Origin of the sequence: Pandoraea aquatica (assembly GCF_902459565.1) — a bacterium.
Lineage (GTDB): Bacteria > Pseudomonadota > Gammaproteobacteria > Burkholderiales > Burkholderiaceae > Pandoraea > Pandoraea aquatica.
This window is the reverse complement of record NZ_CABPSN010000003.1, coordinates 614,253-629,724: the sequence shown is the minus strand read 5'-3', so window position 1 is coordinate 629,724 and position 15,472 is coordinate 614,253. Positions and strand designations below refer to the sequence as shown.

General features: G+C 63.9%; 15 protein-coding genes and 1 pseudogene. 10 read left to right on the top strand and 6 right to left on the bottom strand.

Annotated elements, in window-relative coordinates; translation table 11 throughout:
- Nucleotides 1–71 precede the first annotated feature (71 nt).
- Both PAQ31011_RS13670 and PAQ31011_RS13665 read left to right on the top strand, forming a co-directional pair.
- A complete protein-coding gene (locus PAQ31011_RS13670) occupies nt 72–728 on the top strand; it encodes a GNAT family N-acetyltransferase (RefSeq protein ID WP_343031675.1) in 657 nt (218 codons plus the stop codon).
- 57 nt (nt 729–785) lie between these two features.
- Complete coding sequence (locus tag PAQ31011_RS13665; RefSeq protein ID WP_150576302.1) at nt 786–2,168, top strand: MFS transporter; 1,383 nt, start codon at nt 786–788, stop codon at nt 2,166–2,168.
- Nucleotides 2,169–2,180: 12 nt separating this feature from the next.
- Here the strand turns inward: PAQ31011_RS13665 and PAQ31011_RS13660 are convergent, their stop codons facing one another.
- From PAQ31011_RS13660 to PAQ31011_RS13650, 3 genes are read right to left on the bottom strand one after another with little or no spacing between them, the layout of a single operon-like run.
- Nucleotides 2,181–2,639: a DUF6691 family protein gene (locus PAQ31011_RS13660; protein ID WP_150576301.1), complete on the bottom strand. Its 459-nt coding sequence runs from the start codon at nt 2,637–2,639 to the stop codon at nt 2,181–2,183.
- Nucleotides 2,636–3,082, bottom strand: coding sequence for a YeeE/YedE family protein (locus PAQ31011_RS13655; RefSeq protein WP_150576300.1), 447 nt, complete (start codon nt 3,080–3,082; stop codon nt 2,636–2,638). The genes PAQ31011_RS13660 and PAQ31011_RS13655 overlap by 4 nt, the downstream gene beginning before the upstream one ends.
- 22 nt (nt 3,083–3,104) lie before the next feature.
- The gene (locus PAQ31011_RS13650; RefSeq protein WP_150576299.1) at nt 3,105–3,485 is read right to left on the bottom strand and encodes an ArsR/SmtB family transcription factor; all 381 of its coding nucleotides are present in this window, start codon (nt 3,483–3,485) and stop codon (nt 3,105–3,107) included.
- A 131-nt stretch (nt 3,486–3,616) separates the two neighbouring features.
- Between PAQ31011_RS13650 and PAQ31011_RS13645 the strand changes: the two genes are divergently transcribed.
- Entirely contained in the window at nt 3,617–4,486 is an 870-nt protein-coding gene (locus tag PAQ31011_RS13645; protein ID WP_150576298.1) for an MBL fold metallo-hydrolase, read from the top strand.
- On the opposite strand, the gene PAQ31011_RS13640 is transcribed toward PAQ31011_RS13645, so the two are convergent.
- A complete protein-coding gene (locus PAQ31011_RS13640; RefSeq protein ID WP_246179549.1) occupies nt 4,473–5,378 on the bottom strand; it encodes a LysR family transcriptional regulator in 906 nt (301 codons plus the stop codon). The two genes, PAQ31011_RS13645 and PAQ31011_RS13640, sit on opposite strands and share 14 nt — an antisense overlap.
- Nucleotides 5,379–5,500: 122 nt before the next feature.
- Between PAQ31011_RS13640 and PAQ31011_RS13635 the strand changes: the two genes are divergently transcribed.
- The 5 genes and pseudogenes from PAQ31011_RS13635 to PAQ31011_RS13615 all read left to right on the top strand — a co-directional run.
- Nucleotides 5,501–5,902: a tautomerase family protein gene (locus PAQ31011_RS13635; RefSeq protein ID WP_150576296.1), complete on the top strand. Its 402-nt coding sequence runs from the start codon at nt 5,501–5,503 to the stop codon at nt 5,900–5,902.
- A 177-nt stretch (nt 5,903–6,079) separates the two neighbouring features.
- Nucleotides 6,080–6,466 carry a YXWGXW repeat-containing protein gene (locus PAQ31011_RS13630; protein ID WP_150576295.1) on the top strand — a complete coding sequence of 129 codons (387 nt, stop codon included), beginning with the start codon at nt 6,080–6,082 and terminating at the stop codon, nt 6,464–6,466.
- A 162-nt stretch (nt 6,467–6,628) separates the two neighbouring features.
- Nucleotides 6,629–7,474 carry an ABC transporter substrate-binding protein gene (locus PAQ31011_RS13625; protein ID WP_150576294.1) on the top strand — a complete coding sequence of 282 codons (846 nt, stop codon included), beginning with the start codon at nt 6,629–6,631 and terminating at the stop codon, nt 7,472–7,474.
- Nucleotides 7,471–8,193 (top strand): amino acid ABC transporter permease, encoded by a 723-nt coding sequence (locus PAQ31011_RS13620; protein WP_150576293.1) that lies wholly within the window; start codon nt 7,471–7,473, stop codon nt 8,191–8,193. Before PAQ31011_RS13625 ends, PAQ31011_RS13620 begins: the two co-directional genes overlap by 4 nt.
- 60 nt (nt 8,194–8,253) lie before the next feature.
- Nucleotides 8,254–8,890, top strand: a pseudogene (locus PAQ31011_RS13615) (amino acid ABC transporter permease); the annotation flags it as partial.
- Between the two features lie 222 nt (nt 8,891–9,112).
- Here the strand turns inward: PAQ31011_RS13615 and PAQ31011_RS13610 are convergent.
- On the bottom strand, nt 9,113–11,401 hold the full coding sequence (locus PAQ31011_RS13610; RefSeq protein ID WP_150576291.1) for an NADP-dependent malic enzyme: 2,289 nt from the start codon (nt 11,399–11,401) through the stop codon (nt 9,113–9,115).
- Between the two features lie 216 nt (nt 11,402–11,617).
- Between PAQ31011_RS13610 and PAQ31011_RS13605 the strand changes: the two genes are divergently transcribed.
- Both PAQ31011_RS13605 and PAQ31011_RS13600 read left to right on the top strand, forming a co-directional pair.
- A complete protein-coding gene (locus tag PAQ31011_RS13605) occupies nt 11,618–12,580 on the top strand; it encodes a LysR family transcriptional regulator (RefSeq protein WP_150576475.1) in 963 nt (320 codons plus the stop codon).
- Nucleotides 12,581–12,772: 192 nt separating this feature from the next.
- Nucleotides 12,773–14,092: an autotransporter strand-loop-strand O-heptosyltransferase gene (locus PAQ31011_RS13600; RefSeq protein WP_150576290.1), complete on the top strand. Its 1,320-nt coding sequence runs from the start codon at nt 12,773–12,775 to the stop codon at nt 14,090–14,092.
- 18 nt (nt 14,093–14,110) lie between these two features.
- On the opposite strand, the gene PAQ31011_RS13595 is transcribed toward PAQ31011_RS13600, so the two are convergent.
- Nucleotides 14,111–15,220, bottom strand: a complete 1,110-nt coding sequence (locus PAQ31011_RS13595) for a type II toxin-antitoxin system HipA family toxin (RefSeq protein ID WP_246179548.1) — start codon at nt 15,218–15,220, stop codon at nt 14,111–14,113.
- Between the last annotated feature and the right edge of the window lie 252 nt (nt 15,221–15,472).

Here is a 15,472-nt window from a genome sequence, read left to right as displayed (position 1 = left end):
GCAATGACATAACCTCGACGGTCGAATTAAGCCTTTGCTGATTAACCGAGATCGCCAATTCGAGAATTGAATTGGCGTCGATCTCCTACGGATTGGGACGCATGACGACATCGACGACAGCCTTGGATTTGCGCTCACCTTTCGACACCGAGGCCCCCACGATCACGACCGGCCGCACGATCCTGCGCCAGTGGCGCACCAGCGACCTGCCGTTGTTCGCCGCGCTCAACGCCGATCGCGAAGTGATGCGCCACTTTCCGACGACGCTTGATCGAGCACAAAGCGATGCGGTCGCACTCCGGCTGGCACAGCACCTCGACACCCACGGCTACGGGCCGTGGGCGCTGGAGATCCCTGGCGTCACGCCGTTCGCGGGATTCGTCGGACTCATGCGCGTCGGGTTCGACGCGCCTTTTGTCCCCGCCGTCGAAATCGGCTGGCGACTCGCCCGCGCCTGGTGGTCGAAAGGCTATGCGACGGAAGCCGCCGACGCCGCAGCGCGTTACGCCTTCGAGACGCTCGGCATGGACGATCTCGTCTCCTTCACGGTCCCCGCCAACGTTCGCTCGCGCGCCGTGATGCAACGCATCGGCATGCGCCATTGCCCCGACGAGGACTTTCTGCACCCGCTGATTCCGCCCGGTCACCGGCTGCGCCGCCACGTGCTTTACCGGTTGGACGCCGCCGATTGGCGGCAAACAAGTGTTGAACGTCGCTTGCGAGATTGAAGCGGACGCTTAAATCGTGGGAGAATCCGAGTCTTTGCGCCAGCCGTTCCCCCCATCGTGTCGCGCGCCGTCATCATCCCGCTCATCATCGCCTGCGCTTTGTTCATGGAGAACATCGACGCCACGGTGATCACCACTTCGCTGCCCGCCATGGCACGCGATCTCCATCAGGATCCGATTTCACTGAAGATGGCGCTCACCGCGTACGTGGTTGGGCTGGGCATCTTCATTCCGATCTGCGGATGGGTCTCCGACCGCTTTGGCGCGCGCAACGTGTTCCGCACCGCCATCGGTATCTTCATGGCCGGTTCGATTCTCTGCGCGGTGTCGTTTTCGCTGCCGACGTTCGTCTTCGCCCGCTTCCTGCAAGGCGTGGGCGGCGCAATGATGGTGCCGGTCGGCCGGTTGGTGATCTTCCGCGCGGTCCCCAAGCACGATCTGGTGAAGGCGATCGGGTATCTGACGATGCCCGCCCTGCTCGGCCCGGTCATCGGCCCACCGCTCGGGGGCGCGATCACCGCCTATCTGCACTGGCGCTGGATCTTCTTCGTCAATATTCCCGTGAGCCTGCTCGGCATCTATCTGGCGGGGAAGTACATCGATAACGAGCGTGGCGGCGATGCCGGTCCGCTAGACGCCATCGGCTTCGTGCTCTCGGCGCTCGGCAGCGGTCTGCTGATGCTGGGGCTGGCGATGATCGGTGAGCATCAGGTCAGCGATACGGTCGTGATCACCATGTGCGTGCTGGGCGGCGTATTCGTGTACGCCTACTGGCGACACGCCAATCGCGTCGAGGCACCGCTGCTGGACTTCCGTCTGATGCGCATTCCGACGTTCCACGCGAGTGTGGTCGGCGGTTCGCTCTTTCGCATCGGGCTGGGTGCGGTGCCGTTCCTGCTACCGCTGGCGTTGCAGGAAGGTCTGCATATGGACCCGTTCGAGTCCGGCATGATCACCTGCGCCTCGGCGTTCGGCGCGATTTTCATGAAGGCGATTGCCCAGCGGGTGCTGGCGCGATTCGGCTTCCGTCAGGTGCTCATCGTGAACGCCGCGCTGGCCGGGCTGGCGCTCGCCTCATACGGCCTCTTTACGCACACCACACCGGTCATCGTCATGCTCGGCGTGGTGGCGTTCGGCGGCTTCTTCCCGTCGCTGCAATTCACCTGCCTGAACTCCATCGTCTACGCCGACATCGCGAGCGAGGATGCGAGCCGCGCCACCAGCCTCGCCAGCGTCGTTCAGCAATTATCGCTGGGGCTTGGGGTGACGATTTCGGGGATGGTGCTTCAGGCGAGCAGCCGGCTGGCCGGCCACACCGAGTTGGTGGCGAGCGACTTCCTCCCCGCCTTCCTCGTGATCGGCCTGTTCTCGTGGCTGTCCATTCCCGTCACCCGGCAACTTCCGGCAGACGCCGGTACAGAACTCGCACGCAAGCACTGAACGCGGAGGACGTCACTTCGCCGCTTTTCCGCTGGCGGAAGTCGCCGAATGGCCAGAGGTACCGGAGGTGGCGGCGGCATGCACCGCCATGCCGACGATCATCGCGACGACGAACACCAGCGCCTTGCCCGATCCCGCGCCAAGCAGCACGAGCGCGGGACCGGGGCAAATCCCGGCGATCCCCCAGCCGACGCCGAACAGCAACGCGCCTCCCACGAGCCGCTTGTCGAGTCCGTGCAACGCAGGCCAGACGCGAGGCTCGCCAGTCCACGCCAGCGCTTGCGAGTGCGCAAGCCGAAACCCCACAAGCCCCACCGCCACCGCACCGCCCATCACGAAGGCGAGCGACGGATCCCATTTGCCCGCGATGTCCAGAAACCCGAGCACCTTTGCCGGATTCGCCATGCCAGCGAGGATCAGGCCCAATCCGAACACCAGTCCGCCGACGAGCGCGAAGAGCATCTTCTTCATGCGGCACCTCCGATGTGAAGCACGTGACGCACGACGTACACCGTCAGAAATCCCGTCGCCATGAAGCACAGTGTTGCCACGAGCGAGCGCCACGACAGACGCGACAGCCCACACACGCCATGACCGCTCGTGCAGCCCGAGCCCAGCCGGGTGCCGAAACCGACCAGCAGCCCCGCCGCGACGAGCATCGCCGTGCTCGCATCCACCTGCACGTCGGGCACGACCGCCACGGCGCGGTACACCCACGGCGCGGCCATCAGACCGACGATGAATGCGACTCGCCAGGTCACGTCGCCCGCACGAGGCCGTAACAGGCCGCCCGCAATGCCTGAGATGCCTGCAATCCGTCCGGCAGACAACATCAGCCAGACGACCGCAATGCCGATCAGCACGCCACCGGCGAGCGATGCCCACGGCGTGAAGTGAAGCGTATCGAGTGTCATGAGGAGAGGCCCCATCGTGGAATCAGGATTTCGGACAGAACTGATCGTAGAGACATGCCAGCACGGCGAGCACCGCGCCATCGGCCACGGCGTAGTAGATACGCTTGCCGTCGCGCCGGGTCGTCACCAGCGCCTCGCTGCGCAAGACGGCGAGTTGCTGAGAGAGCGTTGGCTGCCGAATATCGAGCTGCGCTTCGAGTTCGCCCACCGAGCGCTCGCCCTGCGTGAGCTGACACAGGATGAGCAGACGGTCCTCGTTGGCGAGTGCACGCAACAGCGCCGTTGCGTCGTGCGCAGCGGTGCGCAAACGCGCGAGATCGAGCGCGGCGACCGGCGCAACATTGGCCGGAGCGGCAGGAGCGTCGACCGGCGCAACAGGGGATAGCGCAGTGACTCGTGGCATGGCAGGATCGATGCAAATCAGGAAACCAAGGCGCGACGAGATGCCGCGCCCTTTCGCAAGATGTCACGCGTAGTGCGTACACTTTACTGATTTATAATATATGAATCGATAAACTTTTGCAGGAGCCGGTCATGTCAGCCACGCCAGCACACATCGAAGCCTTTTTCGACACGGCCACCGCCACGGTGACTTACGTCGTGTTCGATGCGCCCGGCGGTCGCGCGGCGATCATCGACCCGGTGCTCGATTACGACCCGAAGGCCGGTCGCACGCACACCGGCTCGGCCGAACGCGTACTCGACTTCGTCGCTGCGCAGAAGCTCACGGTCGACTGGATTCTCGAGACGCATGCGCACGCCGACCATCTGTCCTCGGCCCGCTGGCTCAAGGAACGCGTGGGCGGGCGCATTGCCATCGGCGCGCACATCCGCGACGTGCAACACGTCTTCAAGAAGCTGTTCCATCTGGGTGCGGACGTGCCGCCCGACGGCTCGCAATTCGATCATCTCTTCGACGATGGCGAGACATTCGCCATCGGCACCTTGCAGGCCGAGGCGATGTTCGTGCCGGGCCATACGCCGGCGGACATGGCGTACCGGGTCGGCGATGCTGTCTTCGTGGGCGACACCCTCTTCATGCCCGACGTGGGCACCGCACGATGCGACTTCCCCGGCGGCAACGCGCACACGCTGTTCCGCTCGATCCGTCGTCTGCTCACACTCCCCGAATCGACGCGTCTGTATATGTGTCACGACTATCCGCCGGCCGGACGCACGGCGCATTGGCAGACGACCGTGGGCGAACAGCGGCGCGCGAACATCCATGTGCACGACGGCATCGACGAGGACGCCTTCGTCGCCATGCGCGAAGCCCGCGACCGCACGCTCGACATGCCGACGCTGATCCTGCCCGCCGTGCAGGTGAACATCCGTGCCGGCGACATGCCCGCGCCGGAGGCGAACGGCACGCGCTATCTGAAGATTCCGCTCAACGCGTTGTAAGCGACGTAGACGTCATCAGATGTTCTGCCAGCGCGTCGCGCGCCTGCGTGACCCACTCGGGCTCACCGCGCCGCGCCGGTAGCAGATGAAACTCGGCTTCCGGCAGCGGCGGCAGACGCCGCCCCGGCATCAGCTTGTCGACACGTGCAAGCGACGGCCCCGCCGCCGACGTATTCAGACACGCCGCCCCCAAGCCCGCGCTCAATGCCAGTTGCAACCCGGCTACGCCCGACGCCACATGCGCGATCGTGTACGGCACCTGCTGCTCGTCGAGCCATTGCGTCGTGAAGCGATGTAGCGCACACGTGTCGGGCAGCACCAGCAGCGGCAGCGGCGCATCCGCGTCCAGCACGAAATCCGAAGACGCCACCCAATCGAGCGACTCGCGCCCGAGTGGACGGGTGCCTGCGACGGCGTCACGCCCCAGCGACTTGCCGAGAATGCGCATCGACAAGCCGATATCGAAGTCACCTGTGTCGTAGCCGCTCTCGATCACGCCGCTCTTCAGAATCGTCACGTGGATGCGCAACGACGGGTACGCCACGCCGAGATGCCGGAGCATGCGCGCCACATCGCCGGGACGGAAGTAGTCGGTGATCGCCAGCCGCAGTTCCCCCGCGAGCGAAAAACCGCGCACGTCGTGCCAGGCGCTTTCCGACTGCGCGAGCAAGTGTCTCGCGTGCCCAAGGAGGCGCTCACCGGCCGGTGTTGTGCTCACGCCTTGCTTGCCGCGCGTGAACAATGTCACGCCGATGCGCTCTTCGAGCTTGCGCATCTGTTCGCTGACCGACGATTGCGACAGAAACACGCGCGGGGCCGCTGCCGACAGACTGCCCGCCTCGGCGACCGCCACAAAGGTACGCAACTGATCGAAATCGAATCCGGGGGCCATGATTTCACCCATTAAAGAAACCGATGGATGGAATCGTATATTCCCGCTTTTCCGATGTCAAACATCTCCCTAGACTGAAGTCGTTGTCACTGCACCGACTCTCACTCTCAAGGAGCTTCACCATGCCGCACATCGTCCTGCAACTCTCCGGCACGCCCGACGACACGCTCTCGCGCAACGCCGTTCGCATCGTCTCGCAACTCACCGTCGACACCCTGCACAAAGCGCCGGAAGTCATCGCCGTGACCGTCGATTACATTCCGCACGAGCGCTGGTTCATCGGTGGCGCGCCGCTCTCGGAGCAAGGCAAGAACGCATTCCATCTCGATATCAGCGTGACGGACGAGACGAATACGAAAGCCGAGAAAGCGCGATTCATTTCACAAGTCTTCGAATCGCTGTCCGGCCTGCTCGGCAACGTGCACGAATGCTCGTACATCCATGTGATCGACGCGCGTGCCGCGGCGTATGGTTACGGCGGTCGCACGCAGGAATACCGGCATCAGCGGGCGCCCTCGTTGTGAGGGGAGTGGCTGCAAAGCCGACCGATAGTCAACGTCGTCGAAGCTAATGTCCACGCGGCTTTTCGCGGGATGAAACGAAACACTTTCAACATTTTCTTACGACTATTAGCTTCGTAACCGACGCGTCCCCTCGTACGATGAAGGCGTACCAAAACTTCGCTTGCAAGGGGGCGAAAAATGAAAAAACTGACTCTGACCATCGCGCTCGTTACTGCCACGCTCGGCGGCTTTGCCGTGGCACCGGCTCACGCCCAGGTGGGCGTGTCCATCAGCATCGGCGCACCGCCGCCGCCGCGTTATGAACCGGTCCCGCCGCCGCGTGCGGGTTACGTCTGGGCCCCGGGCTTCTGGGACTGGGACGGCCATCGTCACGACTGGCGCGCCGGTCACTGGGAACCGGCACGTCCGGGTTACGCCTACCGTGCACCGGCCTGGCATCAGGGCCCGCATGGCTGGGAACTGAATCGTGGCGGGTGGGATCACGGCGGCCCGGACCGTCATGACAACCGCGGCCACGGCAACCATGGCGACCACGATCACGACCATGACCGTTACCACGGTTAATTGCGACTGAGTCGACACGTCGTACCGAAACGCCGGCGCTTATCAGCGTCGGCGTTTTGCTAAGGAAAATCGGTTGGTTGGGCGCAGGCACGCGCGCCGTTATCGTAGACATCCGCTCGCTGCTATCCGCAGCGATCTACGATAATCGGAGCCCAACAGGCCATGCACAACAATATTCGCCAGCCACGCACACGTCTTGCCACTTCCTCCATCGCTGCGGCGCTGCTGAGCATTGCAGCCCTCGCGCCGCTCGCCGCGCACGCCGACAAGCTCGACGACATCAAGAAGGCGGGTGTACTGCGCGTTGCGACATTCGACAGCAATCCGCCGTTTGGCTACGTCGACGCGAAGTCGCACAAGATCGTCGGCCTCGACGTCGACTATGCGAAGGCGCTGGCCGACAAGCTCGGCGTGAAGCTCGAACTGCAACCGACGAACCCGGCCAACCGGATTCCGTTCCTCACGTCGAAGAAGGTCGATCTCGTACTCGCCAACTTCACGATCACGGACGAGCGCGCCAAGCAGGTCGACTTCAGCATTCCCTATTTCTCCTCGGGCCAGCAGTTCCTCGCCAAGAAAGGCACGTTGTCGTCGCCGGATCAGTTGAGTGCACTGCGCATCGGTGCGGACAAGGGCACGACGAACGAAATCACGCTGCGCGAGAAATTCCCGAAGGCGACCATCGTCGCGTTCGACGACACACCGTTCGCTTTCGCCGCGCTGCGCACGGGCACCGTGCAGGCCATCACGCAAGACGGACCGAAGCTCGTCGGCCTGCTCGCGAACGTTCCGGACAAGCAGAACTACGAGATCCCCGCCTTCACGATTTCGAACGACTACATGGGCGTGGGCGTACCGAAGGGTGAGGCACGGCTGACGGCGTTCGTGAACGACACACTGCGCGATCTGGAGAAGAACGGCACCGCGGCCAACATCTACGACCGCTGGTTCGGTCCGAAGTCGGCCCAGCCGTTGCCGCGTCTGTTCAAGATCGGCGACAAGGCGTGACCGACTGGCTCGCACCGAAGTATCTCGACTGGCTGCTCACGGGCTTCGGCGTTACCGTCGCACTGGCTGTCGCAGCAAGTGCGACGGCCACGCTGCTCGGCTTCGGGCTGGCCGTGGCGCGTAACTCGCACAGCGCCGTATTCGCTCGCCCCGCGACCGCCTACGTTGCGCTCATGCGCAACACGCCGCTGCTCGTCCAGCTCTTCTTCTGGTACTTCGGCGTCGCGGCGCTGTTGCCCGCGAGCGCCGTGCAATGGCTCTCGCAGGCGCATGTCTGGCACGTCGTGTTATTCGACATTCGCTGGCCGACGCTGGAGACACTCGCCGGCTTCGTCGGCCTCACGCTTTACACGACGGCATTCATCGGCGAGGAGATTCGTGCGGGCCTGCGAGGAGTGCCCGCCGGACAGACCCATGCGGCGGCCGCGCTCGGCCTGAGCCGCTTCGCGATCTTCCGTCATGTCGTGCTGCCACAGGCGGTGCGCATCGCCATGCCGCCGCTGTTCGGGCAATACATGAACGTGGTGAAAAACTCGTCACTGACGATGGCGATCGGCCTCGCAGAACTCTCCTATGCCTCGCGTCAGGTCGAGACGGAAACGTTCAAGACGTTTCAGGCGTTCGGCATCGCCACGCTGCTTTACGTCGGTGCGATTGCGCTGATCGAAGCCGTCAGCATGGCGACGACGCATCGTCACGCCGCCGCGCCTTCACGTTGATTTCGCTGATTTAGCTGCCGCCACCGCGCCCGACGCCAGCGACCTCCCCGGACGTCCCCCATGAATTTCTCCGCCGTCTTCGACAACCTGCCCTACCTACTGTGGGGCGACTTCCCCGACGGTCCGCTCTCCGGTGCCGCGCTCACGCTGGTGCTCGCCACGGTGAGCGCGGTCGCGTCCGGTGTGCTGGGTCTGGCGGGCGGCATCGCCCTCGCCATGCTCGGCGGCCCGGCGCGCTGGGTGCTGACGTTCGTGATCGGCTTCTTTCGCGCGATTCCCGTGCTGATGCTGATCTTCTGGACGTACTTTCTGCTGCCGATCCTGTTCGGTGTCGACGTGCCGGGACTCGCCACGGTAGCGTGCGCGCTCGCGCTGATCGGCGGGGCGTATCTCTCGCACACGGTCTACGCGGGGATTCGCGGCGTGGGCACGGCGCAGTGGCAGGCCGGTATGTCGCTCGGCCTCACACGCGTGCAGACGTTGCGCCACGTGGTGCTGCCACAGGCGCTGCGCATCATGACGCCATCGTTCGTCAATCAGTGGATTTCGCTGGTGAAGGACACTTCGCTCGCGTACATCGTCGGCGTAGCGGAGTTGTCGTTCGTCGCCACACAGGTGAACAGCCGGTTGATGGTGTATCCGGCGGAAGTGTTCGCGTTCGTCGCGTTGATCTACTTCGTGATGTGCACCGCGCTCGAATGGCTTTGCACGACGTTGCTGGGTAAGCCCTTGCGGCCGGAAGCCAGCGATCCGAACGACGCAAAAGCAAAGCCCCGGCGAGGCTGGCAGCGCATCCTATCGATACGGTTGCCGACCCCGCCGGGGCTTGCAAGATTCACTCGACGGCTAAGCCGTCTGGCGCATCGCGACCGGCGTCGCATTCCGGAAGCGCTTCCGGAGCATCGACGCCGGGTGGACTTCAGTCGCGATTGGCCTGGATGACGGTCAGGGCCGTCATGTTGATGATGCGTCGCACGGTCGAGCTGGAGGTCAGCACGTTGACCGGTGCGCCCACGCCCAGCAGGAACGGGCCAACGGCGACGTTGCTGCCCGCGCCCGTCTTCAGCAGGTTGTAGGCGATGTTGCCGGAGTCGACGTTCGGGCACACCAGCAGGTTGGCGGCGCCCTTCAACTTCGACTGCGGCAGGATACGGCTGCGCAGGCCTTCGTCGAGTGCGCAGTCGCCGTGCATTTCGCCATCGATCTCCAGATCCGGCGCTTGCGCCGTCACCATCTCCAGCACACGGCGCATCTTCGTGCCCGACGCCGCACTGCCCGAGCCGAAGTTCGAGCGCGAGAGCAGCGCAACCTTCGGGTTGAGGTTCAGACGCGTCATCTGCTTTGCAGCCGCCAGCGTGAACTCCGTAATCTGCTCAGCCGTCGGATCGTCGTTCACGTGCGTGTCGACCAGTGCCACAGTGCGCTTGTCGAGCAGCAGGATGTTCATCGCAGCGTAGGTGTTCGCGCCCGGCTGCTTGCCGATGACTTCATCGACGAAGCGCAGGTGGTCGTGATAGGCCCCCACGGTGCCGCAGATCATGCCGTCGGCATCGCCCAGACGCACCATCATCGCGCCGATCAGCGTGAGACGGCGACGCATCTCGACGCGCGCCATTTCCTTGGTGATGCCATCGCGGCAACGCAGTTCCCAGTAGCTGGTCCAGTACTGGTGGAAGCGTTCGTCGTAGTACGGGTTGGTGACTTCGACGTCTTCGCCCAGACGCAGACGCAGACCGAACTTCTCGATGCGGGCGAGCAGCACTTCCGGACGACCGACCAGAATCGGACGCGCCAGCTTCTCGTCGACGATCACCTGCACGGCGCGCAGCACGCGCTCTTCTTCCCCTTCGGCGAACACGATGCGCGCCTTGCCGCCGTCACGCACGAGTTGCTTCGCCGCCGAGAAGATCGGCTTCATGAACGCGCCCGAGTGGTACACGAACTGCTGCAACTGGTCGGCGTAGGCGTCGAAGTCGGTGATCGGACGCGTGGCCACGCCGTCTTCCATTGCCGCACGCGCGACTGCCGGAGCAATACGCACGATCAGACGCGAGTCGAACGGCTTCGGAATCAGATATTCCGGCCCGAACGACAGATCGTAAGCGCCGTAGGCGTTGGCGACGGAGTCGTTCAGCTCTTCCTGCGCGAGACCGGCAATCGCGTGCACAGCGGCGATTTCCATGTTGCGCGTGATGGTGGTCGCACCGACGTCGAGCGCACCACGGAAGATGTACGGGAAGCACAGCACGTTGTTGACCTGGTTCGGGAAGTCCGAACGGCCGGTCGCGAGCACCACGTCTTCACGGGCAGCGCGCGCGTCTTCCGGGAAGATTTCCGGGGTCGGGTTGGCCAGCGCCAGAATCAGCGGACGCGCAGCCATGTTCTTGAGCATTTCCGGCTTGAGCACGCCACCGGCGGACAGGCCGAGGAACACGTCGGCACCGTCGATCACTTCGGCGAGCGTACGCTTGTCGGTCTTCTGGGCGAAACGCGCCTTGTCCGGGTCCATGCCGACCGTGCGGCCTTCGAACACCACGCCGTCGATATCCGTCGCCCAGATGTTCTCGAGGGGCAGGCCGAGGTCGATCATGAGGTCCAGACAGGCGAGCGCCGCCGCGCCCGCGCCCGAGGTCACGACCTTCACTTCGCGAATGTCCTTGCCCACGACCTTCAGGCCGTTGATGAACGCGGCGCTCACGGTGATGGCGGTGCCGTGCTGGTCGTCGTGGAAGACCGGGATCTTCATGCGTTCGCGCAGCTTGCGCTCAACGGTGAAGCACTCCGGTGCCTTGATGTCTTCGAGGTTGATGCCGCCGAACGTGGCTTCGAGGCTGGCGATGATGTCGACCAGCTTGTCGGGGTCGCTCTCGGTCACTTCGATATCGAACACGTCGATACCGGCGAATTTCTTGAAGAGGACGGCCTTGCCTTCCATGACCGGCTTGGAGGCGAGCGCACCGATGTTGCCCAGACCGAGCACGGCGGAGCCGTTGGTGATCACGCCCACGAGGTTGCCACGGCCGGTGTACTTGAACGATGCCGACGGGTCAGCCGCGATTTCCTGACACGGGATCGCGACGCCCGGGGTGTAGGCGAGCGCCAGATCGCGCTGGGTGACGAGCGGCTTGCTGGCCGTCACGGAGATCTTGCCCGGGGTCGGGAACTGGTGATACTCCAGGGCGGCCTGGTGATCGTTGCTGTTGCTCATGGCAATGTCGTCCTCGTAGGTTCTCTGAACTTGTGTCTCGCTCTGTTTTGCGCGGCGAACCGTTCTGGTGACAGTTGTCGCCCGTGACGCATAGAGGTGAGGCCATTCTAGGGAGCCGCCAGCGGGGGGCGATTCTGAATTACTATGGGGGCATCATATTTTCCATATAAGCCCCGAACATCGGGGGTTTCAGAGGATTCAGGACAGATGGTGGCGGTGCCTTTCGATACGGGGGAAGTGGTCCGGCGGCTGACGACCCGGCTCAAGATGCGTCATCTCGTGCTGTTGTTGCAGATTCAGCAGCACGGCTCGCTCACGCGCGTGGCCGAGCATATGGCGACGAGCCAGCCCGCCGTGACCAGCGCGCTGGCCGAGCTGGAAAGCATGCTGGGCGGCCCGCTCTTCGACCGCACCCCGCGCGGCATGACGCCGACACCGCTTGGCGACGTCGTGCTGGCCCGCGCGCAGGCGATGGTCCACGATCTCGACCACCTGACCCGCGACATCGAAGCCGTGATGGCCGGGCATGCGGCCCGCCTTCAGGTCGGCGTGATCCCGTACATTTCCGGCAAGACCCTCTCTGCCGCCATCCAGCAGACGCTGGCGCAGATTCCCCAACGCCTGACCGTCACCCTGCATGAAGGCACGAGCGAATCGCTGATGGCGCAATTGCGCGACCACACGCTGGACGTGGTGATCGCCCGCGCGGCGGCGAATGTCGACGTCACGCAGGTGCAGTTCGAAGTTCTGCACCATCAGGCCCCGCGCGTGGTGGCGAGCCGTCGTCTGGCGGCCCGGTTGGGGCGCAGCGCCCCGGTATGGGCGCAGTTGGCGGAACTCGACTGGGTGATGGGCGCGCCGAATACGCCGATGCGCGACCAGCTCTCCGACCTGTTCCTGCATGCCGGGGTGGTGCCGCCGGTGCCCGTGGTGGAGAGCTTTTCGTCCCGGTTGACGGGCGAGCTGCTGGCCAGCAGCGAACGCGCCGTGTCGCTGCTGCCGGCCGACATCGCCGAGGAACTGGTGCGCATCGCGGGCGTGGCCATCGTGCCGTGGTCGCTCACGTGGACGCTGCCGCCCGTGGCCATGTTCACCCGCAGCGAGAACCCGCGCGAGACACACCGGCTCTTTACGCAGGCACTTCGCGCGCAGTATCAGTTGATGGCGGGGACGTCCTGAGCGTCCGAGGCATTGCGCGCCCGCGCCGTGCCTGACCTTCCTCGATTTCCCCATCGTCATTGCACCGGAAAGGCGTTGAAAGGCCCTGGGTCGCCAAACCATTGCCAAAACCTGCGAATTTCGCGAAATGAAGCCTTTTCGGCTCGTTTCCCGCACGATTGCCCGATTTGTGTCCGTCGTATCGTGTGGCCCATGAACGACGCCGTCCCCCTCTCCGCTCCGAACACCGCGACGCCGACCGACCATGCATCGGTCGGTACGCCGCCCGACGCGCCGCCTGCGGCACCGTCGATCACACCGCCCGTCACGCCGCCCGTCACCCCGTTTGGCGCGTCCCCGCACCAGATCTTTCTGGCCCCGGCGCTACTACCCACACAGGTCGGCCCAGCCGGGTTGCGCTTCGACTTCAACGACGGTGCGCGCGTGGTCATCCCCGACTTCGGTCAGCCGATGCCGTGGCGCGTGCGCATCAGCGATTTGCGCGACGACAGCACGCTCACGGAAGTCTCGCTGTCGTCGGGCGTGGTGCGCAGTCCGGCGAAGTACTACGTGCCGTACGGCATCACGATCTGGCTAAACGACGTGGTGGTCTTCGAGCATCGCTTCGACCTCCGCGATCAGGACGTACTGATCCAGATTCCGTTGGCGGCCCTGGGCGACGTGTTGGGATGGATTCCGTATGCCCTGCGTTTCAAGGACGTGCACGGCTGCCGACTGGCGTGCGTGGTCACGCCAGCCGTGGCCGCGCTGTTCCGCGACGCGCATCCCGACGTCGAATTCGTCGCGCAGGAGAAGGTAGAGCGACGCAAGTACTACGCGACCTACAACATCGGCCTGTTCTTCGACGACAAGGAATTCACGCAGCAGCCGCGCGACTTCCGCGAGACGGGTTTGCACCGCACGGCGGCGCATATTCTCGGCGTCGGCGAGGCGGAAGCACGGGCGACGACAGCATTGCCGGACGTGTCACGTCCGATGGCCGAGCCCTATGTGTGTATCGCCGTGCAAAGCACGGCACAGTGCAAGTACTGGAATCGGCCGGGGGGCTGGGACGCCGTCGTCGCGGGCTTGCGTGAGCGTGGCTTTCAGGTCGTGTGCATCGATCAGAAGCCGCGCTACGGCAAGAACGATTTCTGGCAGTCGATCCCCGAGGGGGCCATCGATGCGACAGGCGACCTGCCGCTGACCGAACGGGCGCGCTGGCTGATGCACGCGAGCGCCTTCGTCGGCTTGTCGAGCGGCCTGTCGTGGCTGGCGTGGACGATGAACACGCCAACGGTGCTCATCTCCGGCTTCACCTTGCCGCACAACGAGTTCTCGACCCCGTACCGCGTAATCAACCCCGACGTATGCACCGGCTGCTGGCACGACCCCGCCATCCGCTACAACCACGACGACTTCCACTTCTGCCCGCGCCACAAAGGCACCGCCCGCGCCTTCGAATGCACGACGTCGATTACGCCCGAGGCGGTGCTGGAGGCGGTGGATCGGGTGCCGGGATTGAAGAGGTAGATTGAAGGGATCGACCCGTCAGGCCAGCGCTTTGCGCAAAGCCACGCTGGAAATGGCATCGATATGTCGAAATGCGGGCGCAATACGGTCGATGTCTTCTGCACCGACACCGAAGGCTTCGAAGTGGACTCTCCACTCCCGAACGTCTCGCCAAACTCGATCGATCAATCGACAGGCATCGCGACGCGATAACGTAAAGCGCTCGTGAGACTCCAGCGCATTGTCGAGCGTCGCAAGACACCCCTGAGGACCGACGCCGAGATGCAAGAGTCGCTCGTCCGCCATGCTGGCTCGTGGCATGACGTCATACAGCGGGCTTAATCGCCAACCGCCGATCTGCGCATCCCATACGAATCCGTGATTACGCAGATGGTCGTCGTCGTTACTCACGAAGATGTTGAAGATCATGCGCTGGAACAACTCCGTGTTGTTCTGACGGACAACGCTCGGGTGACAGTAGCGACGAATGGCATCAGCGATTTCCGGATAAGACTTCACACGTGACTCCATCTCGTCGCACGCCAACAATGTAAGTCCGCTGACAAACGGCATACGTTGTTCGATCCGCCCCGCACCGGGTGACGCCGAGATGAAGTCATTGTCGGTGCTCGTCCAGAAGCGGTCAAAACGGCGAATCATCATGACCTGCCGGTCGCCGATATCGCGTGTGTGGACGTCCGGAACGGACAGACCGACGTGTGCGCCGAGCCGAAGCGTTGCGCATTCAAGCGCCGGCACGTTGACGGCATCGCCGCGACTAGGAAATTTCGCCAGCCAGAGCGCCCCGTCTTCGTCTCGAACCGATGCCTTCGGTCGTGCACCGCCTAATGCCGAGCCGTCAGCAAAAATGGCATCGAGATATGCGGGCACCGGCACGCCCGCTTCGATTCGCTCGGCCGCCTCGATAAGATGTGACAGCGATTGCACGCCCGTCACACCAGCAGTGGGCGAATCATTCAGCGAGCGACGCACATCCAATGCGCCAACGCGCTCGCTGCCAGCGTGCAGCAGATACACCGACTCGGCGAGACTGTTCGCAGGGGCTTTGAGTTTGGACTCGATGACCCTCCGGCCCCATGCGTCAGGAGCGGCATCTCGTACACCGCCGAACGCCGTCAGGCGATTCACGGGAAACAGTCGCTTGCCGGTGACAAAGTCGCGATCACGCGTGCCGAGACTGACCGGGTCTATCTCAACTGCATCTCTTCGTTTGAGATATTTCAGACCATACGCAAACGCCGAGGCCATCAATGTTGCGCCGGACTCGGTCAGATCCAGTTGACCGCACGGTGCCCACCCTTGCGCCAAATGCGAAAAAACAATCAACCGTGTGGTCACCTCTGCCATGCGTCACGCCCCTTCGTTCGAGATAAGTTGCTG